The 23,998-nt window shown below is 74.2% G+C and carries 20 protein-coding genes and 2 tRNA genes; 13 read left to right on the forward strand and 9 right to left on the reverse strand.

The features are described from left to right. Positions 1 to 181 precede the first annotated feature (181 nt). Positions 182 to 943 (reverse strand): GPP34 family phosphoprotein, encoded by a 762-nt coding sequence (locus ACFU74_RS19610; RefSeq protein WP_380758288.1) that lies wholly within the window; start codon positions 941 to 943, stop codon positions 182 to 184. 300 nt (positions 944 to 1,243) lie between these two features. Here ACFU74_RS19610 and ACFU74_RS19615 point away from each other — a divergent pair, with 300 nt between their 5' ends. Then, a complete protein-coding gene (locus ACFU74_RS19615) occupies positions 1,244 to 3,457 on the forward strand; it encodes a D-alanyl-D-alanine carboxypeptidase (protein ID WP_380758290.1) in 2,214 nt (737 codons plus the stop codon). 34 nt (positions 3,458 to 3,491) lie between these two features. Here the strand turns inward: ACFU74_RS19615 and ACFU74_RS19620 are convergent, their stop codons facing one another. Together ACFU74_RS19620 and ACFU74_RS19625 are read right to left on the reverse strand one after the other, a co-directional pair. Then, positions 3,492 to 4,460, reverse strand: a complete 969-nt coding sequence (locus tag ACFU74_RS19620; RefSeq protein WP_380758292.1) for a YhjD/YihY/BrkB family envelope integrity protein — start codon at positions 4,458 to 4,460, stop codon at positions 3,492 to 3,494. 91 nt (positions 4,461 to 4,551) lie between these two features. Further along, complete coding sequence (locus tag ACFU74_RS19625) at positions 4,552 to 6,117, reverse strand: glycosyltransferase family 39 protein (RefSeq protein ID WP_380758294.1); 1,566 nt, start codon at positions 6,115 to 6,117, stop codon at positions 4,552 to 4,554. Between the two features lie 229 nt (positions 6,118 to 6,346). Between ACFU74_RS19625 and ACFU74_RS19630 the strand changes: the two genes are divergently transcribed. Further along, positions 6,347 to 6,419 (forward strand) — tRNA-Arg (locus tag ACFU74_RS19630). 95 nt (positions 6,420 to 6,514) lie between these two features. Here the strand turns inward: ACFU74_RS19630 and ACFU74_RS19635 are convergent. Further along, positions 6,515 to 7,330 (reverse strand): phosphatase PAP2 family protein, encoded by an 816-nt coding sequence (locus ACFU74_RS19635; protein WP_380758296.1) that lies wholly within the window; start codon positions 7,328 to 7,330, stop codon positions 6,515 to 6,517. Between the two features lie 382 nt (positions 7,331 to 7,712). Between ACFU74_RS19635 and ACFU74_RS19640 the strand changes: the two genes are divergently transcribed. Both ACFU74_RS19640 and ACFU74_RS19645 read left to right on the forward strand, forming a co-directional pair. Beyond that, a complete protein-coding gene (locus tag ACFU74_RS19640; protein ID WP_350558029.1) occupies positions 7,713 to 8,684 on the forward strand; it encodes a sigma-70 family RNA polymerase sigma factor in 972 nt (323 codons plus the stop codon). Between the two features lie 141 nt (positions 8,685 to 8,825). After that, a complete protein-coding gene (locus tag ACFU74_RS19645; protein WP_380758298.1) occupies positions 8,826 to 9,065 on the forward strand; it encodes a hypothetical protein in 240 nt (79 codons plus the stop codon). A gap of 20 nt (positions 9,066 to 9,085) precedes the next feature. Here ACFU74_RS19645 and mscL read toward each other — a convergent pair whose 3' ends face one another. The 4 genes from mscL to ACFU74_RS19665 form a co-directional block, all read right to left on the reverse strand. Then, positions 9,086 to 9,505, reverse strand: coding sequence for a large conductance mechanosensitive channel protein MscL (gene mscL / locus ACFU74_RS19650; RefSeq protein WP_380758300.1), 420 nt, complete (start codon positions 9,503 to 9,505; stop codon positions 9,086 to 9,088). 569 nt (positions 9,506 to 10,074) lie between these two features. Further along, the gene (locus ACFU74_RS19655) at positions 10,075 to 10,374 is read right to left on the reverse strand and encodes an FmdB family zinc ribbon protein (protein ID WP_380758302.1); all 300 of its coding nucleotides are present in this window, start codon (positions 10,372 to 10,374) and stop codon (positions 10,075 to 10,077) included. Positions 10,375 to 10,502: 128 nt separating this feature from the next. Continuing rightward, positions 10,503 to 11,762 carry an MFS transporter gene (locus ACFU74_RS19660; RefSeq protein WP_380758335.1) on the reverse strand — a complete coding sequence of 420 codons (1,260 nt, stop codon included), beginning with the start codon at positions 11,760 to 11,762 and terminating at the stop codon, positions 10,503 to 10,505. A 398-nt stretch (positions 11,763 to 12,160) separates the two neighbouring features. Next, positions 12,161 to 13,651 (reverse strand): potassium/proton antiporter, encoded by a 1,491-nt coding sequence (locus tag ACFU74_RS19665; protein WP_380758304.1) that lies wholly within the window; start codon positions 13,649 to 13,651, stop codon positions 12,161 to 12,163. 287 nt (positions 13,652 to 13,938) lie between these two features. Between ACFU74_RS19665 and ACFU74_RS19670 the strand changes: the two genes are divergently transcribed. Continuing rightward, complete coding sequence (locus tag ACFU74_RS19670; protein ID WP_380758305.1) at positions 13,939 to 16,680, forward strand: penicillin acylase family protein; 2,742 nt, start codon at positions 13,939 to 13,941, stop codon at positions 16,678 to 16,680. Positions 16,681 to 16,746: 66 nt separating this feature from the next. On the opposite strand, the gene ACFU74_RS19675 is transcribed toward ACFU74_RS19670, so the two are convergent. Beyond that, entirely contained in the window at positions 16,747 to 17,322 is a 576-nt protein-coding gene (locus ACFU74_RS19675; RefSeq protein ID WP_380758307.1) for a 5-formyltetrahydrofolate cyclo-ligase, read from the reverse strand. A gap of 117 nt (positions 17,323 to 17,439) precedes the next feature. Here ACFU74_RS19675 and ACFU74_RS19680 point away from each other — a divergent pair, with 117 nt between their 5' ends. From ACFU74_RS19680 to ACFU74_RS19715, 8 genes are all read left to right on the forward strand, one after another. Continuing rightward, a complete protein-coding gene (locus ACFU74_RS19680; RefSeq protein WP_380758309.1) occupies positions 17,440 to 18,423 on the forward strand; it encodes a GGDEF domain-containing protein in 984 nt (327 codons plus the stop codon). A 12-nt stretch (positions 18,424 to 18,435) separates the two neighbouring features. Then, on the forward strand, positions 18,436 to 19,356 hold the full coding sequence (gene galU, locus ACFU74_RS19685; RefSeq protein WP_380758311.1) for a UTP--glucose-1-phosphate uridylyltransferase GalU: 921 nt from the start codon (positions 18,436 to 18,438) through the stop codon (positions 19,354 to 19,356). A 26-nt stretch (positions 19,357 to 19,382) separates the two neighbouring features. Continuing rightward, the gene (gene glp, locus ACFU74_RS19690; protein ID WP_380758313.1) at positions 19,383 to 20,732 is read left to right on the forward strand and encodes a gephyrin-like molybdotransferase Glp; all 1,350 of its coding nucleotides are present in this window, start codon (positions 19,383 to 19,385) and stop codon (positions 20,730 to 20,732) included. Between the two features lie 126 nt (positions 20,733 to 20,858). Beyond that, a complete protein-coding gene (gene moaC, locus ACFU74_RS19695) occupies positions 20,859 to 21,404 on the forward strand; it encodes a cyclic pyranopterin monophosphate synthase MoaC (protein ID WP_380758315.1) in 546 nt (181 codons plus the stop codon). Further along, positions 21,401 to 21,904, forward strand: a complete 504-nt coding sequence (locus ACFU74_RS19700; protein WP_380758317.1) for a molybdenum cofactor biosynthesis protein B — start codon at positions 21,401 to 21,403, stop codon at positions 21,902 to 21,904. The genes moaC and ACFU74_RS19700 overlap by 4 nt, the downstream gene beginning before the upstream one ends. Further along, positions 21,901 to 22,527 carry a GNAT family N-acetyltransferase gene (locus tag ACFU74_RS19705; protein WP_380758337.1) on the forward strand — a complete coding sequence of 209 codons (627 nt, stop codon included), beginning with the start codon at positions 21,901 to 21,903 and terminating at the stop codon, positions 22,525 to 22,527. The genes ACFU74_RS19700 and ACFU74_RS19705 overlap by 4 nt, the downstream gene beginning before the upstream one ends. Before the next feature lie 150 nt (positions 22,528 to 22,677). Further along, positions 22,678 to 23,715 carry a hypothetical protein gene (locus ACFU74_RS19710; RefSeq protein ID WP_380758320.1) on the forward strand — a complete coding sequence of 346 codons (1,038 nt, stop codon included), beginning with the start codon at positions 22,678 to 22,680 and terminating at the stop codon, positions 23,713 to 23,715. Between the two features lie 112 nt (positions 23,716 to 23,827). Continuing rightward, a tRNA-Ala gene (locus ACFU74_RS19715) sits at positions 23,828 to 23,901 on the forward strand. Positions 23,902 to 23,998: the final 97 nt, after the last annotated feature.

Below are 23,998 nucleotides of genomic sequence, written 5' to 3' on the forward strand. Positions count from 1 at the left end.
TCTCACTGCCGGGTACTGCCGGTTGCTCGGCGCCGCCGTAGGGCGCGAGCGGTGTGGTGTGCGCTGCTGTGCGCGCCGGTCCGCGCCCGGCGTACGGGAGTGCTTCGTCCGGCCCTCCGGCCACGGGGCCCCGGGGCTCCGCACTCCGCGCGGTCCCGTCGGCCGCGGGGCCGCGGAGCCGTCAGCGGACTCCGACGCGGGACGCCGCGACCCGTCCGCTGCCGCTGCCGCTGCCGCGCCCGGCCGCCGCGCGCTGCCCGGTCCGGCCGCCCGCGCCCGGCGCGGCCGGACCGGGCTGGGCGGAACGGTTCTGCTGGCCCGGCAGGCCGTTCTGCACGTCCATCACGGCGTGCGCGACCATCCCGCCCAGCGGGTCGTACCGGATCAGGTCGCGCAGCCGGGAGCGCGAGGAACGGCCCTCGTTGCCCGGGTAGAGGTGCTTGCCCAGCCCGACCGAGTGCGCCAGCGCGGCGAGCGCCGCCGTCCGCGGGTCCGGCGGCACGCCGGTGCGGATCGCGGTGTCCAGCCGTTGCTTGATCGCGGCGTTGGTGCAGTCGTCCGACGCCTGGTAGCGCGTCGTCGGCAGCACCCCGCACACCTGGCCGGGCACGGCGGTGACCATGCCGCACCGCTCCAGGTGCGCCAGGTAGGTCTGCCGCAGCCCCAGTCGGGGCCCGCCGATCCAGTGCGCCGCGCGGACCGGGCTGCCGCGTCGTCGCAGCAGTTCCAGCGCGTGGTCGAGTGTGGGGTCGCCCGTCGGCCGTGGCAGCACCACGGCGATCCGGTCGCCCTCCGGAACGATCCGTCCGGCCAGGGACAGCTCGACGAGCTGCGCCCCGGCGAGTCCGAGGTCGAGGGTCTGCGGCTGCGCGGTGGTACCCGTGGCCGGGTCCAAAGCGAGCAGCAAGAGCTCCTCGGGAACAGTTCTGCGGCTCTTGCCCATCCAAGCCTCCCCGCGTGGATGGGAAACAGCGTGACGCCTCTCACACGGGCTTGTCGAGTACGCCTCCGAATCGTGACCTTGCGATCGAGCGGGGGAACCGGCCGTGCCGGGCCCGGCGTCTGACCGTTGAACAGGCCGCGGTGCGGCCGTGCCGCGGCAATAACCGCCGGTCGGGCGGGGTGTGGGCGACCGGATCCGGTCGCCGGTGGCGGAGACTGTACAGGTACACGGGGCGGGGTGCCGGCTTCCCGAAATACGGGTTCGCCGGTGCCCCGCCGGGCGTTGAGGAGGCTGGGTTACGTGGGCGAGTCCCCCGACAGGGTGCTGCGGGACGGCGATCGGGCGCGGGAGCGGGACGGCGAACGGGCCGGTGCCGCCGCGGTGACCGAGGGGACGGCCGCGCCTTCGGCGGTCCCCTCGGCGGTCCCTTCGGCGGAGCCGGTGGCGGGGGAGTCCGGGCAGGACCGGGTGGCCGCCGAGACCGGTGACCCGGGCCCGGACCCGGTCGGCGAGTCGACGGACGCCTCGGACTCGGCGGACCCCGTGGGCCCCGCGGACGAAGCCGGCGCGGACGAAGCCGCCGCGGACGCCGCCGACGAGGGCTCGGGGGACGCCGCCGACGACCCGGTGGCGCGGGCGGTCCGGCCCGGTCCCACCGTGCAGTTGCGCGTCCGGGATGCGGACAACCGGACGACCGCGCTGCGGCTGCCGGCCGAACACGCCACCACCGCCCTGAGGCTGCCCGCCGACGACGCGACCACCGCCCTCCGCCTGCCGGAAGAGGTGCGCGAGCCCGCCGACGCGGCCGGGCCCGGCACGCCGGACCGCCCCGCGGGACCCGACCCTCGTCTCGCCATGCGGACCGCCCCCGCGGACGGCGGCGAAGGCCAGGCAGGCCCCGACGACGCCCCCGCCGTGGAGGGCGAAGCGTCCGCGCGGGCCGAGAAGTTCGAGAAGCGGGAGGACGTCGAACGGACCCGCGTCCTGCGCCTCCCCGCCGCCGCCGCTGCCGCGGGCGCCCCCGACACGGACACCGTCCCGGAGCCGGCCCCCGAGCCGCACCCGGAACCGAAGCCCCTGCCCGAGCCGGAGCCGGTCCCCGGCCCGGAGCCGCTGCCCGTGCCGGCCCCGAAGCCGAAGCCGCAGCCCGGCCCGGCCCCCGAGCCGCTGCCCGCCCCCGACCCGCTGCCGAAGCCCGAGCCGCTGCCGGCCCCGGCGCCCGAGCCGCTGCCCTTCCCGGAATCCACCTCCGAGGCGATGGAGGTGCTGGCCGCGCTCAACGGCCGGCCGGTCTCGCCGCTGCGCCGCGCGCTCAAGCGGATCACCGTCTGGACGCTCTTCCTCGCCGTCGTGCTCGGCGCCGTGGTCACCGCCCAGCTGCTGCGACCGCTGCCGGACGCCAAGGTGCGGATGACCGCCAACGGCGGTTTCGGCTTCGCCGGCGACCCGCTGGACCTGGCCTGGCCGGCCAAGGGGCAGTCGGCCGCCGAGGTGGCCGGCATCGGCAGCCTGGGCAGCTCAGGCCCGGAGACGCCGGTCTCGATCGCCAGCGTCACCAAGGTCATGAACGCCTACCTCATCCTCCAGGCGCACCCGCTGAAGAAGGGCGAGGCCGGCCCGAAGATCACCGTCGACAAGCAGGCCGCCCAGGAGTCCGGCAACGTCGACGAGTCCAGGGTCACCCTGACCGAGGGCCAGCAGATCAGCCAGTACCAGGCGCTGGAGCTGCTGATGCTGCCCTCCGCCAACAACGTCGCCCGGCTGCTGGCCCGCTGGGACGCCGGGTCGGAGGAGGCGTTCGTCAAGAAGATGAACGACGCCGCCGCCAGGCTCGGCATGGCCAACACCGTCTACACCGACCCGGCCGGCTTCAACCCGGAGACCAAGAGCACCGCCAAGGACCAGCTGAAGCTGGCCGGGGAGGTCATGGGGGACGAGATCTTCCGGCAGATCGTCTCCACCCCGGACACCACCTTCAACAACCAGAAGATCTCCAACACCAACACCCTGATCTCCCCGAAGAACGGCATCATCGGCGTCAAGACCGGCTCCAGCACCCCGGCCGGCGGCTGCCTGATGTGGGCCGCGTACAAGGAGATCGCCGGTGTGCGGCGGCTGATCCTCGGTGTCACCCTGGGCCAGCCGGCGACCACCGCCGAGCCGAGCATCCTCAAGGTGGTGCAGAACGTCAGCGCCAAGCAGATCCAGGCCGCGCAGAACGGGATCACCGGGCAGACCCTGGCCAAGCAGGGCGACGTGGTCGGCCGGGTCGAGGACGGCCTCGGCGGCACCGTCCCGGTGGTCGCGGCCCAGGACCTCACGGTGGCCGGCTTCCCCGGCATCACCGGCACCCTGGTGCTGGACCCGCTGAAGGTCGCCCACCAGCTGGCGGCCGGCACCAAGGTCGGCGTGCTGCGCGCCGGCGAGGGCGACAACCGGGTGGAGGTGCCGGTCGTGCTCCAGTCGGACCTGGCCCCGCCGTCCATCGCCGCCCGGCTGACCCGCGCGCTGTGAGCCCCGTCCGCTGAGTCCTGGGGGCGGCCCGCGTTCAGAACCGCGGGCCGCCCCACACCCCGGGCGCGGTGCGCGAGCCCAGCAGCCGGGCGACCGCCTCCTCCTCGGCCGCCACCTTGCCCAGCGCGATCGCCAGGGTCAGGCCGGTGAACACCACGATCAGCCAGGACAGGCCGGTGAACACCACGCCGAACGGACCGAACTGGCCGATGCTGCGGTTCATCGCGCCCGGCAGGTAGACCCGGGAGGCCACCCCGATCCCCGTCACCGCCACACCGCAGAGCACCGCACCGGGCAGCAGGGGCAGCCAGCGCACCCGGGCGCCCAGCAGCAGGTGCTGGGTCCACCACCACATCGCCGTCGCGAGCAGGAAGGTCAGCGGCAGGCCCAGCCAGGCGCCCAGGCCGAAGCCGTCCCTGACCGGGGTCTGGAACACCAGGCAGACCAGCCAGACCAGCAGCCAGACCAGCCAGCGCCAGGCGGCCACCCTGGTCCCCGCTTTGGGCAGCTCCCAGCAGCGCTCGCAGACGCGCTGCATCGCTCGGCTGAGCGCCGTCGCGGAGAGCAGGGTCACCAGCGCGCCGACCACCCCGAAGCCGGTCTCCTGCTCGTGCCCGCTCCCCAGTATCTGCTGCACCGACTGCGCCGCCGGGCCCTCCAGGCCCAGCTCCTTGCGCAGCGAGTGCACCACGCCGTCGCGGACCGCCGCGGGGGTGAAGACCGCCACCACGAAGAGCGCGGGCAGCGCGCTCAGGAAGGCCTGCGCGGCCAGCCGGGTCGCGGAGTCCAGCAGGTTGACCCGGAGCAGCTGCCGCAGCGCCCGGCCCACCAGCGGGACCTGCTCGGGCAGCCCGCGGGCGGAGCCGGCCAGGGCGGCCGACCGGTGCCGCCACCGGGTGGTCCGTCGCCCGTCCCGGTCGTCCCGGTCGTCGTCCGGTGCGTCCCGGCCGCCCCAGTCGTCCCGGCCGTCCTGGTGGTCCCGGCCGTCCGGCTGCTCGCTCACCCGCCGTCCTCCCGACCGTGGTCGCCGGGCTCCATGGTCGCCCGGCCCCCGGCCCGGCGCACCCGGACGACCGGGCCGTCCGCGCGGCGGCTCAGCGCCCGGCGCCGGCCCCGTCCAGCAGCGAGAGCGTCATCCCGCCCAGCGGCGTCACCTGCCGCGGCGTTCCGAACCGGGTCCGCAGCGCGTCCGCCTGGGCGGGCGGCAGCGCGGTCAGCGGGTCGGGGGTGTTGCCCAGCACGACCAGCCAGACGCGGCCGCCCTGGCCGGTGCACTCGGCCGGGCGCGGGCACGGCACCGGGAAGAGGTCCTCGGCCCGGACCGCGTCGGTCTCCTCGAACAGCGGGTACGGCCGCACGCCGGCCGGCAGGTAGTAGGAGACTCCGGGGCCGACCATCGACCAGGCCTGGTTGCCGAGCGGCACGGCCAGCCCGTCCCCCGGCCGGTAGCCGGCCGCGATCAGCCGGGCCACCTCCCGGTACGGCTCCTTGGACTGCGCGTGCGAGCCCGCGTAGCGCACCAGGGACTGCGTCGGCAGGGCCGTCACCCCGGCCACCGCCACCACGCCGACCGAGAGCAGCAGGCCCGCCGCCCGCACCTCCGGAGGGGTCCGGCCGGGCCGGGCCGCCGCGGTGACCGCCGCGTAGCCCGCTCCTATCCCGCAGCCGGCCAGCGCGGCCCAGGCGGGCACCGTGAACAGCAGGTACCGGTCGAGGAAGTAGGAGGTCGGGCCGAACGAGAACCCCCAGACGGCCAGCACCGGCAGCACCGCGAGCAGCAGCAGCCGCAGCGCCGGGCCGCGCCGGCCCGGCAGTGCCAGGGCCATCACCGAGAGCACCAGGAAGACGTGGAACACCCGGGCCGAACCGAACAGCGGTTCGCCGAAGTGCCACAGCTGGTCCAGGGTCGGCCGGCCGAGCCAGCCCAACTGCCGCTCGGACTGCTCCCGGCCCAGCAGCGCCACCGGCAGCACCGCCGCGCCCAGCGCGGCGAGCACCAGCGCGAGCCGGGCGAGCAGCCGCCACCGCGCCGTACCGGTGGCCCGCCACAGGTACGGCGCGACCAGCGCCGCCTGGCCGGCCAGGGCGCTCAGCGAGACCAGGTGCGCCGCGCCCGCCACCGCCATCGCCAGGGCGTACGGCACCCACCGGCGCAGCGTCGGCCGCTCCATCGCGCGCAGCAGGAACCAGGTCGCCGCGGCGACGGCGCAGGTCACCAGGGCGTACGAGCGGGCCTCCTGGGCGTACCGGGAGACCAGCGGCACCATCGCGAACAGCAGTCCGGCGCAGACACCCGCGACCCGGCCGCCGAACAGCCGCTCGGCGGTCAGCGCGGTGAACGCGGCCGCCCCCGCCATCGCCAGGACGGAGGGCAGCCGCAGCGCGATCTCCGAGTCGCCGAACAGCGCGGTCCAGCCGTGCAGCAGGACGTAGTAGGCGCCGTTGCTGGCGTCGACGTGCTGAAGCATCCGAAGGAGGTCGCCGATCGGCCGGGTGGCCGATGCCCAGCTCGCCACCTCGTCCCGCCACAGCGCGGGCGTGCCCAGCCGGTACGCACCCACCACCAGCATGACCAGTGCTGGCGCGAGCCACACCACCGGCCCGGCCGCCTTCCGCGCGAGGCGGACGGGGCCCCGGTCCCACCGGTCACCCGACGCCATCTGCCGCCCCCGTTCTCTCCCCGTGCCGGGGCCCCGGGCCCATCGGTCCGAGGGCTCCGTTCCCCCAGGCTAGCCGCGTCCGCTCAGGTCGGACCGCCCGGCCCTGCCCGGTCTGACCCGCCGTCGGCGCTGCTTGCCCGCTCGGGCACCCCTGCTCGGGGCAGGGTGCCCGAAGCCGTACCGCCCACCGCTCCGCCCCCGATCCGCTAGGCTGTCTGCGGTCGTCCCCGCCTCAGTAGCTCAGGGGATAGAGCACGGCTCTCCTAAAGCCGGTGTCGCAGGTTCGAATCCTGCCTGGGGCACAACGCCGGACACGGCGGATGACGTGAATGCGGGCCCCCTCGGTTGCGATCGAGGGGGCCCGCGGCGTTTTCCCGCGGGGCGGGGTGAGGGGGCGTCAGCGCAGCAGGCCGTCGGGGTGGTCGGTGGCGGGGTCCGGGGTGCGGGCGGCGGGGTCCTTGGGCGGGCGGGGCGGGGAGGCCAGGACCCGTTGGACGCGCGGGCGGGTGCGCCAGTTCACCCGGCGGAAGTCGCGGGCGAGCGCGCCGGGACGGGCGAGTTCGACGAGGACGGTGACGCTGCCGAGGACCATGCCGGCGGCGAGCCAGCCGGCCACCACGTCGCTGGGCCAGTGGACGCCCAGGAAGACCCGGGAAGCGCCGATGCCCAGGACGGTCAGCGCGGCGACCGTGCAGGCGGTGATCCGGCCGGTCCGCCCGGCCCGGGGCCAGAGCAGGCCGACCAGGACGGCGCAGGCGATCGCGGAGGCCATCGCGTGGCCGGAGGGGAGGGCCGGGCCGCCGGCGTGGGCGACGGGGTCGGAGAAGGCGGGGCGCTGTCGGCCGAAGGAGAGCTTCAGCACCCACTGGCCGCCCCAGCCGACCAGGGTCTGGGCGGCGACCCAGCCGCCGAGCGTCCGGGCGCCGATCAGCCAGAGCCAGACGGCCGCCGCGCCGAGCACGGAGCGCATGGTGGCCGGCCCGCCGACGTCGGAGAACAGCTGCACCGAGGCGGTCCACGCGGTGTGATCGGCCGCGAAGCGGTGCAGGTCGTCGACCAGCTCGTGGTCGAACCGGGAGAGCGGTCGCCAGCCGGTCTGCACCAGGGCCGTGAGGACGGCGAACAGCACGGCGCAGCAGACCGCGAGAGCCGCGTGCCGGAGCAGGTGGCGATCACGCGGGGTGATGGAGGGCGAGCTGTTGGTCAGGTGCATGGCTGACACCTTCCCAGCCGCCCGGGGCGATCGTGCGCTGCGGCGATAGCGATTTGGCATCTTTTGTGCGGAGGACCTGCGTGCGCCGGGGTGTGGGCGAGCCCTGCGCGGGAACGCGCTCGGGCCCGGCGGGGTTGTGCGGAAGGGGGGTTTGCGCGGGGGTGCGCCGGGGGTCACGGCGGGTCTCCGGACGGTCACCCAGTGTCCGAATCGGGGGCGGGAGCGGGCAGGATACTGCATCGCCGGAAGAATCTGAGCGACTTGGGAATGTTGTCCGGATTCTGTTCGTTGGATCGTTACGTGTGAGCCCCGCGGGGCCCGCACTTCTTGCCCTCTCCGGGCAGGCAGCCAGACCGCGGCAACACCAGCAAAGGGAGCAAGCATGGCCACCCGTGCCGTCGTTCGCGACAGGGCCGACCGGACTCGCGCGGCCCGCCCGACCAACCTTGAGGCCGACCGTGACCTGGTCGGCATGTACCTCGACGAGATCGCCAGGACGCCCCTGCTCGATGCCGCCGAGGAGGTCGAGCTCTCGCTGCGGATCGAGGCCGGCGTGTACGCCCAGCACCTGCTGGACGAGGACGGGCTTCCCGAGGGCGTGCGACGCGAGGAGCTGGAGGCGATAGCCGAGGACGCCGAGCGCGCCAAGGACGTCTTCATCCGCTCCAACCTCCGCCTCGTGGTCGCCGTCGCCCGGCGCTACCCGCGCAGCGGCCTGCCGCTGCTCGACCTCATCCAGGAGGGCAACGCCGGCCTGGTCCGGGCGGTGGAGAAGTTCGACTACGCCAAGGGCTTCAAGTTCTCCACCTACGCGACGTGGTGGATCCGCCAGGCGATCACCCGGTCGATCGCCGACCAGTCGCGCACCATCCGGCTGCCCGTCCACCTGGTCGAGGAGCTCGGCCGGATCCGACGGGTGCAGCGGGAGAAGTCGAAGGAGCTGGGCCGGGAGGCCGAGCCCGCCGAGATCGCGGCCGAGCTGGACACCACCGAGGCCCGGATCAAGGACGTGCTGGACTGGGCGCGCGACCCGGTCAGCCTGAACATGTCGGTCGACGACGAGGGCGAGACCCAGTTCGGCGACCTGGTCGAGGACACCGGGGCGACCTCCCCGGAGGACGCCGTGATGGTCATGCTGCGCCGCGAGGAGCTGGACGGCCTGATCGGGCGGCTGGACGACCGCACGGCCTCGATCATCCGGTCGCGCTACGGCATGGAGGACGGCCGCGAGCGCACCCTGACCGAGGTGGGCAAGCAGCACGGCCTGACCCGTGAGCGGATCCGCCAGATCGAGAAGCACGCGCTGGCCGAGCTGAAGAAGATCGCCGACCACGCGGGCTTCGAGGCCGCGTGACGCGGAACCGGGGATGACGGTGGCCGGCGGGCCCGGTGCGGAGCGCTCCGCACCGGGCCCGCCGTCGTGCCGGTCGGCCTTCTAGGCTGGTGGCAGCGGACGGGAACGACGGCGGGGGAGGTCGAGACGGTGGAGGCGAAGGTGGCTGAGGAGAAGACGGCGGTGGAGGCGACGGTGGCCGAGGAGAAGTCGGCGGGCGGGACGGCGGCGGACAGGGCGAAGAGGGCGGCGAAGGCCCGGCTGGTCTTCGGCGACCCGCTGGAGCGGCAGTCCCGGGACGACACCGACACCGGCTGGGGCGACCGCCCCGGGACGGGGGAGAGCGGCGGCCGGGGGCTGGACTGGTACCTGAGCCAGCGCCCGCCGCACCACGGGGACTGACGACCGGGCCCGGCCGGGCCTCAGCCGGCCCGGGTGACCAGGGCGTCGCGGATCTCGGTGAGCAGCAGCACCTCCTTGGCCTCGGCCTCCGCCTGGACCTCGGCCAGCGTCTTGCGCCGGGCGGTGAACCTGGTCATCGGCAGGATCAGGCAGAAGTAGACGACGGCCGCGGTGATCAGGAACTGGAGGGCCGCGCTCAGCACGTTGCCCCAGAGGATGAGGATGCCGGTCGTGACCTCGCCGGTGGCGGACACCTCGCAGGGCCCCTTGAGGCAGGAGCTGTAGGACGCGAGGTCCTTGGCTCCGAACGCGCCGACGATCGGGTTGATCACACCCTTGACGAAGGCGTTGACGATGTTGGTGAAGGCCGCGCCGATGACCACGGCGACCGCCAGCTCGACGACGTTTCCGCGCAGCAGGAATTCCTTGAAGCCTTTCATGCCGCGTGAACGACGGAGTCGTTCGCCGGTCACGGGTGATTTTCGGCCCCCTCCGACGGACAACCCGTTCGGCCCACCGGCGGCGCCGCCCCCGGCACGGGCGGGCCGGTCCAGGACGGGCCGAGGGTGAGCACGGCCGCCGCCGCCAGCAGCAGCACGGCGGGGACCGGGGCGCGGTAGCGCAGCACCCGTCGGAGCCGGCAGTGCGGACCCGACCGGCCGCCGATCGGCGGGAACCCCGGCACCGGCTGCCGGGGCGGGACGCTCGACGCGGGCAGCGGCGGGATCGGCAGCGGCAGCGGACGGGGCGACAGGGCGGGCGAACCGGTGCGCACGGGCACCTCCAGGGGTCGGCTTCGGGTTCCGGTGACCGACACTCTGGGCCGCCCGCGCTCCCGCCGTGAGCCGCTTTTCCCAGCCTGTGGAAAACCCGGGCCTGTGGACGAAGACCATCACTCGGACGAGTGAGCCGAGGCCCCCCGGAGACGGCGAACGGCCCGCCGCACCCGCTCGGAAGCGGGAACGACGGGCCGTTCGGCGGAAAGCTGGTGCCGGTGCCCGGCCGAAGCTCAGCCGGCCGCCGGAGCGGGGCTCGCGGCGGGGGTCGAGGAGCCCGACGAGGACGAGGACGACGAGGAGGCCGACGTCGACGACGAGGAGGACGAACCCCCGCCCACCGAGCTGCTGGAGGAGGAGCGGCTGTCGGTCCGGTAGAAGCCGGAGCCCTTGAAGACCACGCCCACCGCCGAGAAGATCTTGCGGAGCCGACCCTGGCAGTCGGGGCACGTGGTCAGCGGCTCGTCGGTGAACTTCTGCACCGCCTCCAGGCCGTTGCCGCACTCGGTGCACTGGTACTGGTACGTGGGCACTTGTCTTCCTCCTGGCACTCTCGCCTGATGAGTGCTAACGATGGTCAATGATGCGGCATTCCGGTGGATCAGTCCAGCGACTCGAATGTGAGATGAGTCCGGCGTGGTGTCCGATCCGGCCACCGCGCTCAGCCCTCGGCCGCGCCCACCAGCCGGCCCGGGGCACCCCGCTCCGCGGAGCCCGCGGCCGCCGCCGGGCGCTCGCTCCGGGGGACCAGCAGCCCGCGCAGCGCGACCAGCGCGACCAGGCCCAGCCCGGCCCCGGCCACCGGCACCAGGAACCCGACCAACGGCCCGTGCGCGTCGACCAGCCGCCCGGCCGCCGTCGCGCCGGTCGCCAGGCCCAGGCCGATGGCGCCGGTCAGCCAGGTGAAGGCCTCGGTCTTGGCGCCGTCCTCGACCAGCGTCTCGACCAGGGTGTAGCCGCTGATCAGGGTCGGCGCGATGGCCAGGCCGCAGACCAGTCCGGCGGCCGAGAGCGCGACCAGGTTCGGCATCGCCCACAGGGTCGAGCAGCCCAGCACCAGCAGGCCGTAGCTGATGATCATCCGCTGCTGGACGGGGCGCCGCCAGGCGATCATGCCGTACAGCACGCCGGCGACCATCGAGCCGCCCGCGAAGACGCCGTACACGGTGCCGGCCGCGCCGTGCCGCCCCACCGAGTCGGCGAAGGCGTTCACCGAGACCTGGAGGCCGCCGAAGACGGCGCCCACGCCGAGGAAGGTGCCGGCCAGCAGCCGGACGCCGGGCGAGGCGAGCGCGGAGGCCTGCCGGGCGCCGGGCGCGCGCACCACCCGGGCGGGCGCGGTGCGCCGCTGGGCGGCGAAGGCCAGGCCGCCGGCCAGGGTCAGCGCGGCCTCGGCGGCCAGCCCGGCCGAGGGGCTGACCGAGGTGGCGACGGCGGCGGCCAGGATCGGGCCGATCACGAAGGTGAACTCGTCCGTCACGGACTCGAAGGCGAAGGCGGTGCTCATCCTGGCGGCGGAGCCGGCGGACGCGCCCCGGGCGGAGAAGGTGGCGATCCAGCGGGCCCGGACCATGGCGCCGATCTGCGGGACGCTCGCGCCGGCGGGGGCGGCGGCCAGGAAGAGGCTCCAGGACGGCGCGTGCCCGAGCGCGAGCGCGATCAGCGCGCCGACCGAGACGGCGTGCACCACCACGGTGGGGACGAGCACCGGGGCCTGGCCGTACCGGTCGGCGAGCCGCCCGGTCTGCGGGCCGACCAGCGCCTGGGCGACGGCGGCCACCGCCGCGACGGTGCTGGCGGTGCCGTAGGAGCCGTGGGTGTCCTTGACGAGCAGCAGGATGCCCATGCCGAGCATCGCGTAGGGCAGCCGCGCGACGAACGCGGGGGCCAGGAACGTCCAGGCGCCGGGCGTGCGCAGCAGCGTCCCGTAGCCGACGCGGGCGGGCGCGGCGGCGGGCGCGGCGGTTTCCTCGGGCGCGGTGGTGCTACGGGCGTCCTGGACGCTCTCGACCGTTCGGCGGGCCGTCACGGTCGGTCCTTCCTGCTGCCTGGTAGCGCGGCAGGGCATGGGGTGGCCCCGACGGCGCCGAGAGTCGTCCTCTCGCGCGTCGACCGGGGTAGATACCGGGCCGGTCCGGCGGTGGGCCGGGGCCGGACCGCGGCCGCCGAGCGGTCGCGCCAACTCTGCATCAGGCAGATGCTGGGGTTGGTGTGTCAGCGATGAAAGCATTTACGCGCGTAGAAGACGCGCTCACCCCGACCCTACAGGACCGGTCCGAACGTGTCCCGTGACGCCGGGGTGAACATCGGGTGCGGCCCTCAGCCGTCGCGCCCGTTCAGCCAGTCGGCCAGCTTGCCGCCCTTGTCCACGGCCCGCAGCCGCCGCTCGGCCGCCTCGCCGACCTCGTCCGTGGTCACCACCAGCAGCTCGTCCCCGCCGCGCAGCACGGTGGTCCTGTCCGGGACGAAGCTGCTCCCCTCGCGCACCACCAGGGTCACCGCCGCACCGGTCGGCAGCCGCAGCTCGCCGACCTCGACGCCGGACATCCGCGAACCCGGCGCCAGCGCGACCGACAGCAGGTGCCCGTGCAGCTTCTCCAGCGGCGCGGACTCGATGTCGAGGTCCTGGCCCATCGAGCCCTCGCCGATCCGCAGCGCCTTGGCGACCCAGGGCAGGGTCGGGCCCTGGAGCAGGGTGAAGACCACGACCAGGATGAAGACGATGTTGAAGACCTCCTGCGCCAGCGGCGCGCCGGAGACCAGCGGGATGGTGGCCAGCACGATGGGCACCGCGCCGCGCAGTCCGGCCCAGCTGAGCAGCGCCTGCTCGCGGGCCGGCAGCTTGAACGGCGTGAGGGTCAGCACCACCGAGAGCGGCCGGGCGAGGAAGACCAGCACCGCGCCGATCACCAGGGCGGGCACCACGGCGGAGCCCATCGACTCGGGGGTGCAGAGCAGGCCGAGCAGCACGAACATGCCGATCTGCCCGATCCAGGCGAGCCCGTCGGCGAAGCCGCGCACGGCCGGACCGTGCGGCAGCTTGGCGTTGCCGAGGACCACCGCGCTGACGTAGACGGCGAGGAAGCCGGAGCCGTGCAGCAGCGCGCCGCCGGCGTAGGCGAGCACGGTGAGCGCCATCACGGCGATCGGGTAGAGGCCGGAGGACGGCAGCGCGACGTGCTTGACGCCGTACGCGCCCAGCTTGCCGACCACGAGGCCGATGGCCAGTCCGACCGCCAGCTCGGCGACGATGGTGCCGAGCAGGACGTACCAGGAGTCGTGCGCGCCGACGGTGGCGAAGGCGACGACCAGGATGACCACGGGCGCGTCGTTGAAGCCGGACTCGGCCTCCAGCAGGCCGGTCAGCCGGCGCGGCAGCGGCACCGTCCGCAGGACCGAGAAGACGGCCGCGGCGTCGGTTGAGGAGACGATCGCGCCGAGCAGCAGCGAGGTCCGCCAGTCCAGGCCGACCAGCCAGTGCGCGCCGGCCGCGGTGACGGCGACGCTGATCCCGACGCCGACGGTGGCCAGCACCGTGGCGGCCGGCATCACCGGTCTCGCCTCGCGCCAGTTGGTCTTGAGGCCGCCCTCGGCCAGGATCACCACCAGCGCCGCGTAGCCGAGCACCTGGGTGAGTTCGGCGTTGTTGAACGAGATGCCCAGGCCGTTCTGGCCGAGCGCCACGCCGATGCCGAGGTAGATCAGCAGACTCGGCAGGCCCGATTTCGTGGACACCCGCACGGCGACCACCGCGACCAGCAGGATCACGGAGAACTCGAGGAGCAGCTGGTTCAGGTGGTCGACATTCACGCAGGGGCACCTCGGGCGTGGCAGCGGGCGGACGGGGTACCGACAGGGGTGGCGCGGGGAAGCACCGATTGCTCCCCTTGCGGATCGTTACTCAGTCTAACATTTTGCCATATCTTTAAGTTTGCTCGTCACCGGCTCCGCCACCTCCCGTTCCGGCCTCCTCCGATCCCACCGTGAGCGTCCCCCGTGCACGGCCGCCAGTCGGGGCGGCCTAATGTGGTGCTCTGTCACGGCTACGTGCTCTTGACATGTCCGCCCGCCCCCCAGTGAGGACCGCAAGGACCCAGATGCCCCGCTCCAAGAAGTTCCGGCGCGCCCGTCTGATCGTGATCGTGCTGGTCGTGCTGATGGTGGCCGGCGCCGGCTACGGCGGTTACCGGGGGGTGGCCGCGGTCCGTGCGTCCTTCCCGGAGGTCGACGGCACCGTCAAGATGGCGGGCCTGAGCGCGCCGGTCGACGTCAAGCGCGACGCCAACGGCATCCCGCAGCTCTACGCCGACACCTCCGAGGACCTCTTCCGCGCCCAGGGCTACGTCCAGGCGCAGGACCGCTTCTGGGAGATGGACGTCCGCCGGCACATCACCGCGGGCCGGCTCTCCGAGATGTTCGGCGACAGCCAGGTCGAGACGGACGCCATGATCCGCACCATGGGCTGGCGCCAGGTCGCGCAGAAGGAGTTCGACACCGTCCTGAGCGCCGACACCAAGAAGAACCTCCAGGCGTACGCGGACGGCGTCAACGCCTGGCTGGCCGAGCACCCGGGCGGCTCCTCCGCCTCGCTGGAGTACGGCCTGCTCGGTGTCGTCAACGGTGACTACGAGCCCGAGCAGTGGACCCCGGTCGACTCGGTGTCCTGGCTCAAGGCGATGGCCTGGGACCTCTCCGGGAACCTCCAGGAGGAGATCGACCGCTCGCTGCTCGCCCAGGACTTCAGCCCGGAGAAGATCGACGAGCTGTACCCGGACTACCCGTTCGCCCGCAACGGCACGATCGTGAAGACCGGCACCGTCAACGGCACCGCCTACAAGCCGGCCGACGGCTCCGCCCCGGCGGGCGGCACCGGCACGACCGGCACCGGCACGATCGGCACCGGCACCGCCCAGGGCAGTGCCGCCACCAAGGCGGTGCTCAAGGACGTCACCGACCGGATCGACGCGCTGCCCGAGCTGCTCGGCCGCAACGGCCAGGGCATCGGCTCCAACTCCTGGGTGGTCGCCGGCAGCCACACCACCACCGGCAAGCCGCTGCTGGCCAACGACCCGCACCTCGGCCCCGGCCTGCCCTCGGTCTGGTACCAGATGGGCCTGCACTGCCGCACCGTCTCGCCGACCTGCCAGTACGACGTCTCCGGCTTCACCTTCGCCGGCATGCCCGGGGTGGTCATCGGCCACAACAAGGACATCGCCTGGGGCCTCACCAACCTCGGCGCCGACGTCACCGACCTCTTCCTGGAGAAGGTGACCGGCCCGGAGACCTACCTGGTGGACGGCAAGGAGGAGCGGTTCGAGCTCCGCAAGGAGACCATCAAGGTCGCCGACGGCGAGGACCGCACCATCACCGTGCGCACCACGACGACCGGCGCCCCGCTGATCTCCGACCCCAGCACCGAGCAGCAGAACGTCGGCAAGTACGCGCCCAACGGCACCTCCGCCCCGGACCGCGGCACCGGCGGCTACGGTGTGGCCCTCCAGTGGACCGCGCTGATCCCGGGCAAGACCATGGACGCGGTCTTCGCGCTCGACCGCGCCAAGGGCTGGGACGACTTCCGGAAGGCCGCCGCGGACTTCGCCGTCCCGGCCCAGAACCTCATCTACGCCGACGCCAAGAACATCGGCTACCAGGCCCCCGGCTACATCCCGGTGCGCGGCGAGGGCAAGGGCCGCTACCCGGCGCCGGGCTGGGACTCCGCCTACCAGTGGGAGAAGGACCCGGTCCCGTTCAGCGCCCTGCCGTGGAGCCTCAACCCCGCCGGCGGCTACATCGTCACCGCCAACCAGGCCGTGGTCGGCCCCTCGTACAAGTACGAGCTGACCAGCGACTGGGAGTACGGCACCCGGGCCAAGGAGATCACCGACCAGATCGAGGCCCGGCTGAAGAACAACGGCAAGATCTCGCCGGACGACATGCAGGAGATGCAGCTCGACAACACCAGCATCCTGGCCAAGACGCTGGTCCCGATGCTGCTCAAGGTCGAGATCGACGACCCCTACGTGCGCGAGGCCCAGGACCTGCTGAAGGACTGGAACTACCACCAGGACGCCGACTCGGCCGCCGCCGCCTACTACAACGGCGTCTGGCGCCAGCTGCTCACCCTCGCCTTCGGCCAGAAGTTCCCGGCCGACCTGCGGGCCGAGGGCAACTGCCTGCTGGTGCGCCAGCAGGCCGACCCGACCAAGCCGGACAGCAAGTCGAACATCGTCACCGAGTGCGGCACCCGCGACCCGGGCCGCGCCCAGCCGGACGGCGGCGACCGCTGGACCGAGGTGGTCCGCCAGCAGCTGGAGAAGCCCGACAGCTCCTGGTGGACGTACATCGACTCCCAGCACAAGGAGCAGAAGGGCCTGGACAACCTGCTGCGCGAGGCGATGACCAACGCCCGCCAGGAGCTCACCTCGCTGCTCACCAAGGACATCACCACCTGGAGCTGGGGCCGGCTGCACAAGCTGGAGCTGCGTGAGCGCACCCTCGGCTCGGACGACTCCTCGATCGCCTCGGGCGCCGTCCGCAAGCTGCTCAACCGCGGCCCGTACCGCCTCTCCGGCGGCTCGGCGGCGGTCGACGCGGCGGGCTGGAACGCGGCCGCCGGGTACCAGGTCGACTGGATCCCGTCGATGCGCATGGTGATCGACCTGAACGACCTCGACGCCTCCCGCTGGGTCAACGTCGGCGGCGCCTCGGGGCACGCGTTCCACGAGAACTACAACGACCAGACCGACGTCTGGCTCAAGGGCGAACTGCTCACCTGGGCCTACTCGCCGGACGCGGTCGAGAAGGCGACCAAGCACAAGCTGACGCTGACCAACGGCTGACGCCGCCGGTCCCGACGGCCCCGCTCCCCGGCATCCCGGGGCGCGGGGCCGTCGGCGTCCGCCCCCTCACCCCAGCCGGAGGGTGCCCGAGGGGGTCAGCGCGAGGTCCACCGGCCGGTCGTGCGGCTCGGCCGGCACCCGGTCCAGCAACTCGTGCTCGTACAGCAGCACCGCCAGCACCGGCCGCGCCCCGGCCCGCTCCAGCCGGGCCAGCACCCGGTCGTACGAACCGCCGCCGCGCCCCAGCCGCAGCCCCCGGCGGTCCACCGCGAGGCCCGGCAGCAGCACCAGGCCCGCCTCGGTCACCGCCTGCGGCCCGAGCCGCCCGCCGACCGGCTCCAGCAGCCCGCGACCGGCCGGAGCCAGCGCCCCGGGCCCGGCGTACGGCGCCCAGTCCAGGTCGTTGTCCGCCATCAGCACCGGCAGCAGCACCCGCACCCCGCGCGCCCGCAGCGCGTCCAGCAGCGGCCGGGTGCCCGGCTCGGCGCCCACCGAGACGTACGCCGCCACCGTGGCCGCCGCGGCCGCCAGCTCGCCGGCGTGCCCGGCCAGCGCCTCGGCGGCCCGCTCCCGGGCCTCGGGCGGCAGCGCCCGCCGTTCGGACAGCAGCCGTGTCCTCAGCTCGCTCTTCTCGTTGTGCATGGGATGGTCCACCGCTCCTCCACCGCTCGACCTCGACCGTTCCGACCACGACCGCTCTGGATGCCCGAACCGCGCGACCGGGACGCCCAGAGCCTGACACGCGGAAGGCACCCCCCGATGTCCACCCCGCTGCTGGTCCAGGCCCTGGCCGTGCTGGGCGCCCCCGCGCTGGCCGGCGCCGCCGTCCTCGGCCGTCGGCTGCGGCGCGGCTCGGCCCGTGCGGCGCGGCGCGAGGCCGCCCTGCGCGAGCGCGTCGCCGAGCTGGAGTCCCGCTGCGCCGAGCTGGAGCGCACCGCCTCCTGCGACCCGGTCACCGGCGTCTGGAACTACCGGCACCTCCAGCTCACCCTGGACCGGGAGATCGACCGGGCCCGCCGGGCCGAGCGGCACGAGCCGCAGGACGGGCCGCGCCCGCTGGCCGTCCTGCTGCTGGAGATCAGCGGGTTCGACGCGGTGGTCGCCGAGCACGGCCGGGCCCGGGCCGGGACGGTGCTGCGCGACCTCGCCCAGCGGCTCGGCATGGAGATCCGCCGCTCCGACACCCTGGGCCGCTACAGCGGCGAGGAGTTCCTGGTGGTGCTGCCGGACACCGGCGCCGAGGGCGCGGCGCAGGTCGCCGACCGGCTGGTCTGGTCGGTCCGCCGCCACCTGCTGCTGGACTGGTCCTCCGGGGACCGGGAGGGTCGCCGCCCGCACGGCAACGGCCTGACCGCCGCAGCCGGCCTGGCCGTGCTGCCCGAGGACGGCGCCCACGCCGCGGTGCTGCTGCGGGCCGCCGACCGGGCGCTCGCGGCGGCCCGCGCGGCCGGCGGCGACTGCTGGCGTCCGGCGGCTCCCCGGGCCGTTCCCGCGGATCTTCCGGCGGACCTGTCGGCGGACCTGCCGGGGGGCGCTCAAGGGGACGATTCCACGGTGCCGGGGGGAGTCTTCGCAGCCGAACATGACCGTTCGGAAAAGGCGGGTAGTCTGTCGCCCTGTGTCGGAGGGGACCCCCTCGCCCCACCCGCCACGTCCCCTCTGCCTGCCATCGCGGCCGGGTCCGGCGAGGTGCTGCCGAAGCATCGGTCAACTGCTCCCGGTCAGGCGAAATACGTGCCTTAGTAAGGTAAACGCATGACGACGACGAACTCCCGTACCCCGGTCACCAAGGCAGTGGTCCCCGCGGCCGGTCTGGGTACCCGATTCCTGCCGGCCACCAAGGCCACTCCGAAGGAGATGCTGCCCGTCGTCGACAAGCCGGCGATCCAGTACGTCGTCGAGGAGGCCGCCTCCGCCGGGCTGTCCGACATACTGATGGTCACCGGCCGCAACAAGCGCGCTCTGGAGGACCACTTCGACCGCGCCTACGAGCTGGAGGAGCTGCTCGCCCGCAAGGGCGACCAGGACCGGCTGCGCCGGGTCCGCGAGTCCGTCGAGCTCGCCAACATGCACTACGTCCGCCAGGGCGACCCGAAGGGCCTCGGCCACGCCGTCTCGGTCGCCGAGCAGCACGTCGCCGGCCAGCCCTTCGCCGTCCTCCTCGGTGACGACCTGATCGACCCGCGCGACCCGCTGCTCTCCCGCATGATCGAGGTCCAGCAGGAGCTCGGCGGCTCGGTCGTCGCGCTGATGGAGGTCGACCCCTCCCAGATCCACCTGTACGGCTGCGCCGCCGTCAAGCCGAACGGCTTCGGCGAGGACGTCTTCCAGGTCACCGACCTGGTCGAGAAGCCGGACACCGCCGACGCGCCGTCGAACTACGCGGTCATCGGCCGCTACGTGCTCGACCCGTCCGTCTTCGACGTGCTGCGCGAGACCGAGCCGGGCCGCGGCGGCGAGATCCAGCTCACCGACGCCCTGCGCGAGCTGACCAACCGCCCGGCCGACACCGGCGGCCAGGTCCACGGCGTGCTCTTCAAGGGCCGCCGCTACGACACCGGCGACCGCGCGGACTACCTGCGGGCCATCGTCCGGCTGGCCTCCGAGCGCGAGGACCTCGGCCCGGACTTCCGCAGCTGGCTGCGCGAGTTCGTCACCGCCGAGCTGCAGGACTGACACACCGACAGAGAGCGAGCGCGCCGATGACCGGGTCCACGGAGAGCAGTACCACCCCCGCAGCCTGCTGCGACGACTCCGCGGACCCGGCCGCCCGCTCCGCCGCCCGTCCGGACGGTCCGTGGACCGTGGACGAGCACCTCGCCGACGTCCTGGCCGCCGTCGGGCCGCTGCCCGCGATCGAGCTCCAGCTGCTCGACGCCCAGGGCTGCCGACTGGCCGAGGACGTCCTCGCCGACGGTGACCTGCCGCCCTTCGACAACAGCTCGATGGACGGCTACGCGCTGCGAACGGCCGACACCGTCGGCGCCGGCGCCGCCTACCCCTCGGTGCTCGCGGTGGTCGGCGACATCGCCGCCGGCGCCGGCGACCTGCCCGTGGTGGGCCCCGGCCAGGCCGCCCGGATCATGACCGGCGCTCCCGTCCCGCCCGGCGCCCAGGCCGTCGCCCCGGTCGAGTGGACCGACGGCGGCACCGGCACCGGCCGCCCCGCCGACGCGATGACCGCCGCGGCCGGGGGCGAGGAGGTCCGGGTGCTGCGCCCGGTCGCCGAGGGCGCCCACATCCGCCGCCGCGGCAGCGACGTCGCCGCCGGCACCCGGGTGCTGGCCGCCGGCACCCGGCTCGGCCCCGCCCAGCTCGGCCTGCTCGCCGCGACCGGCCGGGCCACCGTCACCGTCCGCCCGCGCCCGCGGGTCGTGGTGCTCTCCACCGGCAGCGAGCTGGTCCAGCCCGGCGAGCCGGTGGGCCCCGGGCAGATCACCGACTCCAACAGCTTCACCCTCACCGCCGCGGCCCTGGACGCCGGCGCGATCGCCTACCGGGTCGGCGGGGTCCCCGACGACGCGGCCCGGCTGCGCGCCGTGCTGGAGGACCAGCTCGGCCGGGCCGACCTGATCGTCACCAGCGGCGGCGTCAGCGTCGGCGCGTACGACGTGGTCAAGGAGGTCTTCGCCGAGTACGGCGGGGTCGACTTCCGGCGGCTGCGGATGCAGCCCGGGAAGCCGCAGGGCTTCGGCCGGATCGGCCCCGGGGCGGGCGTACCGCTGATGGCCCTGCCCGGCAACCCGGTGAGCGCGTACATCTCCTTCGAGCTGTTCGTCCGCCCGGTGATCCGCGCGATGCTCGGCGCCGAGGACGTCCACCGCCCGGTGGTCCGGGCGCACTGCCCGGTGGTGCTGCGCTCGCCCGCCGGGCGCCGGCAGTTCCTGCGCGGCCGGTACTCGGAGCGGGACGGCCTGGTCGAGCCGGTCGGCGGCGCGGGCTCGCACCTGGTCGGCGCGCTGGCCCGGGCGGACTGTCTGATCACCGTGCCCGAGGACGTCACCGAGCTGCCCGCGGGCAGCGAGGTCGACGTGGTGCTGCTCGGCGGCTGAGTACCGGGGCACCCGGGTGAACTCCCGTCCGGGACGGGCCGTCTCACCGACGCGGCCCGTCCCACGCCCGGCCGGACCGGGGGGTACGGTAGCGCGGTACTCGACCTGAGCGCCCCTGGAGCCACCGTGACCACCTCACCCCCCGGCGACCGCCTCACCCACGTCGACGAGCAGGGCGCGGCCCGGATGGTCGACGTCTCCGAGAAGGCCGTGACCGCCCGGACCGCCGTCGCGGCCGGCCGGGTCAGGGTCTCCCCGCGCGTGGTCGAGCTGCTGCGCGGCGAGGGCCTGCCCAAGGGCGACGCGCTGGCGGTGGCCCGGATCGCCGGGATCATGGGCGCCAAGAAGACCCCCGAGCTGATCCCGCTCTGCCACCCGATCGCGGTCTCCGGCGTCGAGGTCGAGCTGACCGTCGCCGACGACGCGGTGGAGATCACCGCCACCGTGCGGACCACCGACCGGACCGGCGTCGAGATGGAGGCGCTGACCGCCGTCGCGGTGGCCGCGCTGACCGTGATCGACATGGTCAAGGCGGTCGACAAGGGCGCCGCCGTCGAGTCCGTCCGGGTGCTCGCCAAGACCGGCGGCAAGAGCGGCGACTGGACCGCCCCGGAGGCCGCCGCTCCCGAGGTCACTGCTCCCGAGGCCACTGCTCCCGGGGCCTCCGCATGAGGGCGCTGGCGGTCACCATCTCCAACCGCGCCTCGGCCGGGGTCTACGCCGACAAGGGCGGCCCGCTGCTGGTGGAGGGTCTGCGCGCGATGGGCTTCACGGCCGACGGCCCCCGGGTCGTCCCGGACGGCGAGCCGGTCGAGGCGGTGCTGCGCGAGGCCGTGGCGGCCGGCTACGACGTGGTGCTGACCACCGGCGGGACCGGTGTCTCGCCGACCGACCTCACCCCCGAGATGACCGCCCGGGTGCTGGAGCGGGAGGTCCCCGGCATCCCCGAGGCGATCCGCGCGCACGGCCGGGAGAAGGTCCCGACCGCCGCGCTCTCCCGCGGGCTGGCCGGGGTCGCCGGACGTACCCTGGTCGTCAACCTGCCGGGCTCGACCGGCGGCGTCCGGGACGGTCTGGCCGTACTGGCCCCGCTGCTCGCCCACGCCGTCGACCAGCTCGGCGGTGGGGACCACCCCCGGCCCGACGCACCAGCTTCCGGGAGCGCGCACTGAACGCCGGCTGGCCGGTAGAACTCCACGAGGGGGACGTCGTGCTGCGCCCGATCCGGGCCCGCGACCAGCGCGAGTGGCAGGAGGTCAGCCGCCGCAACCGGGACTGGCTGCGGCGCTGGGAGGCCACCGTGCCGCCCGGCCCGGCCGGCCTGGCGGCGGGCCCGCGCCCGACCTACCGGCAGATGGTGCGCTACCTGCGCGGCGAGGCCTCGGCCGGCCGGATGCTGCCCTTCGTGGTGCTCTACCGGGGCCGGCTGGTCGGGCAGTTGACCGTCGGCGGGATCACCTGGGGCTCGATGTGCTCGGCCAACGTCGGCTACTGGATCGACGAGGGGGTGGCCGGCCGGGGCATCATGCCGACCGCGGTGGCGCTCTCGGTGGACCACTGTTTCGCAACCCTCGGGCTGCACCGGATCGAGGTGTGCATCCGGCCGGAGAACGGTCCGAGCCGGCGGGTGGTGGAAAAGCTCGGCTTCCGCTCGGAGGGAATGCGGCCGCGCTATCTGCACATCGACGGCGACTGGCGGGACCACCTGGTGTTCGCGCTCACCGCCGAGGAGGTTCCCGAGGGGATGCTGGAGCGCTGGCGTTCACTCAGCTCGGGGCGCCGTCCGAGGAATTGAATACATGTTCGAATAAAATATCGATATGGCATCGGCCCGGCGACGGAGGGGCACAAATACCGGCAAAATAGTCGGAGAATCAGCTTGATCACACGACACGCCGCGCCAAATTGCTACCGGCCGTTCCTCCACGCCCGTACGGTGTGAATCGTGAGCAGTAGCGGCCTTATCTACGCCGTCATCGTAGGGGCCTGGGCCGCCTATCTGGTGCCGATGTGGCTCCGCAGGCAGGACGAGCTCAACGAGGCGCGCCCGACGGAACGCTTCAGCACCGCCATCCGCCTGCTGGCCGGGCGTTCGGCGCTGGAGCGGCGGGCGTCCCGGGCCCTGGGCGACGAACCGCGTGACGACGAGCAGAGCGAGGACGGCCCCCCCGAGCGGGACGCGGCCGCCTCGGACGACCCCGCGGCCGTCCCCGGCGGCCCGGTCGACGAACCGGTGCCCCCCCGCCCCGCGGTCCGGGCCGAGGTGCGGCCCGGGCCCGCCGGCGGCGGGGCCGAGCGCCGGGCGCGGCTGCTGGCCCGCCGGCGCCGGATGGTCACCGTCCTCTTCCTGGCCTTCGCGCTGGGCGCGGTGGTCGCGGCGGTGGCCGGACTGGCCTTCCTCTGGGTGCCCGCGCTCCCGGCCGTCCTGCTCACCCTCTACATCGGCCACCTGCGCCGGCTGGAGCGCCAGCGGTACGCGGTGAAGCTGGACCGGGCCCGCGCGGCCCAGGCCGCCGAGCGGCTGCGCAAGCGCGAGCAGCAGCGCGCCGAGGCCGCCCGGGAGGAGGCCGCCGCCGACGCCGGGCCCGCCCCGGTGCCCGCCGAGCCGGCGGCCGGGGCGCCCGCCGGGCGCGGACGCCCGCACCTGCGGCTCGCCACCGAGGCCGACGCGGCCCGGGCCGCCTCCGAGAGCGCCGCCGCCGTCTCGGCCTCGGCGGTGGCGGAGGCCACCGAGCACGAGGAGTGGGTCGACGGCATGCGGGAGCGCGGCGCGGCCGGCCCGGACTCCTGGGAGCCGGTGCCCGTCCCGCTGCCGACCTACGTGACGGCCCCGGTGGCCCCCCGGGTCAACCGCGGGCTCGACCTCTCGGCCCCCGGCACCTGGACCGCCGGGCGCCCGGCCGAGTCCCGCAAGACCCCGCTGTTCGACCAGTACGCCGAGCCGCCCGCTCCGGAACCCCGGCCGCGCGCCGCCAACGAATAGCTTCGAGGCCCCCTCCCCGGGGGCCTCTTCGCTTCCCGGGACCGCCTCCGTGGCTCCCACCAGGAGGGTGGTCACGGACCCCCTCCGAAAGGTGCTAGAGTTTCTTCTCGTTGGGGCTGTGGCGCAGTCCGGTAGCGCACCTCGTTCGCATCGAGGGGGTCAGGGGTTCGAATCCCCTCAGCTCCACCCAACGACTGTTTACGAGTCTGACTCGTAGGTGGTCACGAAATCCCGCTCAGCCGAACAGGCTGGGCGGGATTTCTGCTTTGGGTGGGCTTGTTCG

It is taken from the genome of Kitasatospora sp. NPDC057500 (assembly GCF_042802195.1).
Lineage (GTDB): Bacteria > Actinomycetota > Actinomycetes > Streptomycetales > Streptomycetaceae > Kitasatospora.

What these genes read in the sequence shown, in the direction of transcription:
- ACFU74_RS19635 (WP_380758296.1), bottom strand. Translation starts at nt 7,330, where the DNA reads ATGCACCTGACCAACAGCTCGCCCTCCATCACCCCGCGTGATCGCCAC.
- ACFU74_RS19610 (WP_380758288.1), bottom strand. Translation starts at nt 943, where the DNA reads ATGGGCAAGAGCCGCAGAACTGTTCCCGAGGAGCTCTTGCTGCTCGCT.
- glp (WP_380758313.1), top strand. Translation starts at nt 19,383, where the DNA reads ATGACCGGGTCCACGGAGAGCAGTACCACCCCCGCAGCCTGCTGCGAC.
- mscL (WP_380758300.1), bottom strand. Translation starts at nt 9,505, where the DNA reads ATGAAAGGCTTCAAGGAATTCCTGCTGCGCGGAAACGTCGTCGAGCTG.
- ACFU74_RS19670 (WP_380758305.1), top strand. Translation starts at nt 13,939, where the DNA reads ATGCCCCGCTCCAAGAAGTTCCGGCGCGCCCGTCTGATCGTGATCGTG.
- ACFU74_RS19700 (WP_380758317.1), top strand. Translation starts at nt 21,401, where the DNA reads ATGAGGGCGCTGGCGGTCACCATCTCCAACCGCGCCTCGGCCGGGGTC.
- ACFU74_RS19675 (WP_380758307.1), bottom strand. Translation starts at nt 17,322, where the DNA reads ATGCACAACGAGAAGAGCGAGCTGAGGACACGGCTGCTGTCCGAACGG.
- galU (WP_380758311.1), top strand. Translation starts at nt 18,436, where the DNA reads ATGACGACGACGAACTCCCGTACCCCGGTCACCAAGGCAGTGGTCCCC.
- ACFU74_RS19625 (WP_380758294.1), bottom strand. Translation starts at nt 6,117, where the DNA reads ATGGCGTCGGGTGACCGGTGGGACCGGGGCCCCGTCCGCCTCGCGCGG.
- ACFU74_RS19640 (WP_350558029.1), top strand. Translation starts at nt 7,713, where the DNA reads ATGGCCACCCGTGCCGTCGTTCGCGACAGGGCCGACCGGACTCGCGCG.
- ACFU74_RS19680 (WP_380758309.1), top strand. Translation starts at nt 17,440, where the DNA reads ATGTCCACCCCGCTGCTGGTCCAGGCCCTGGCCGTGCTGGGCGCCCCC.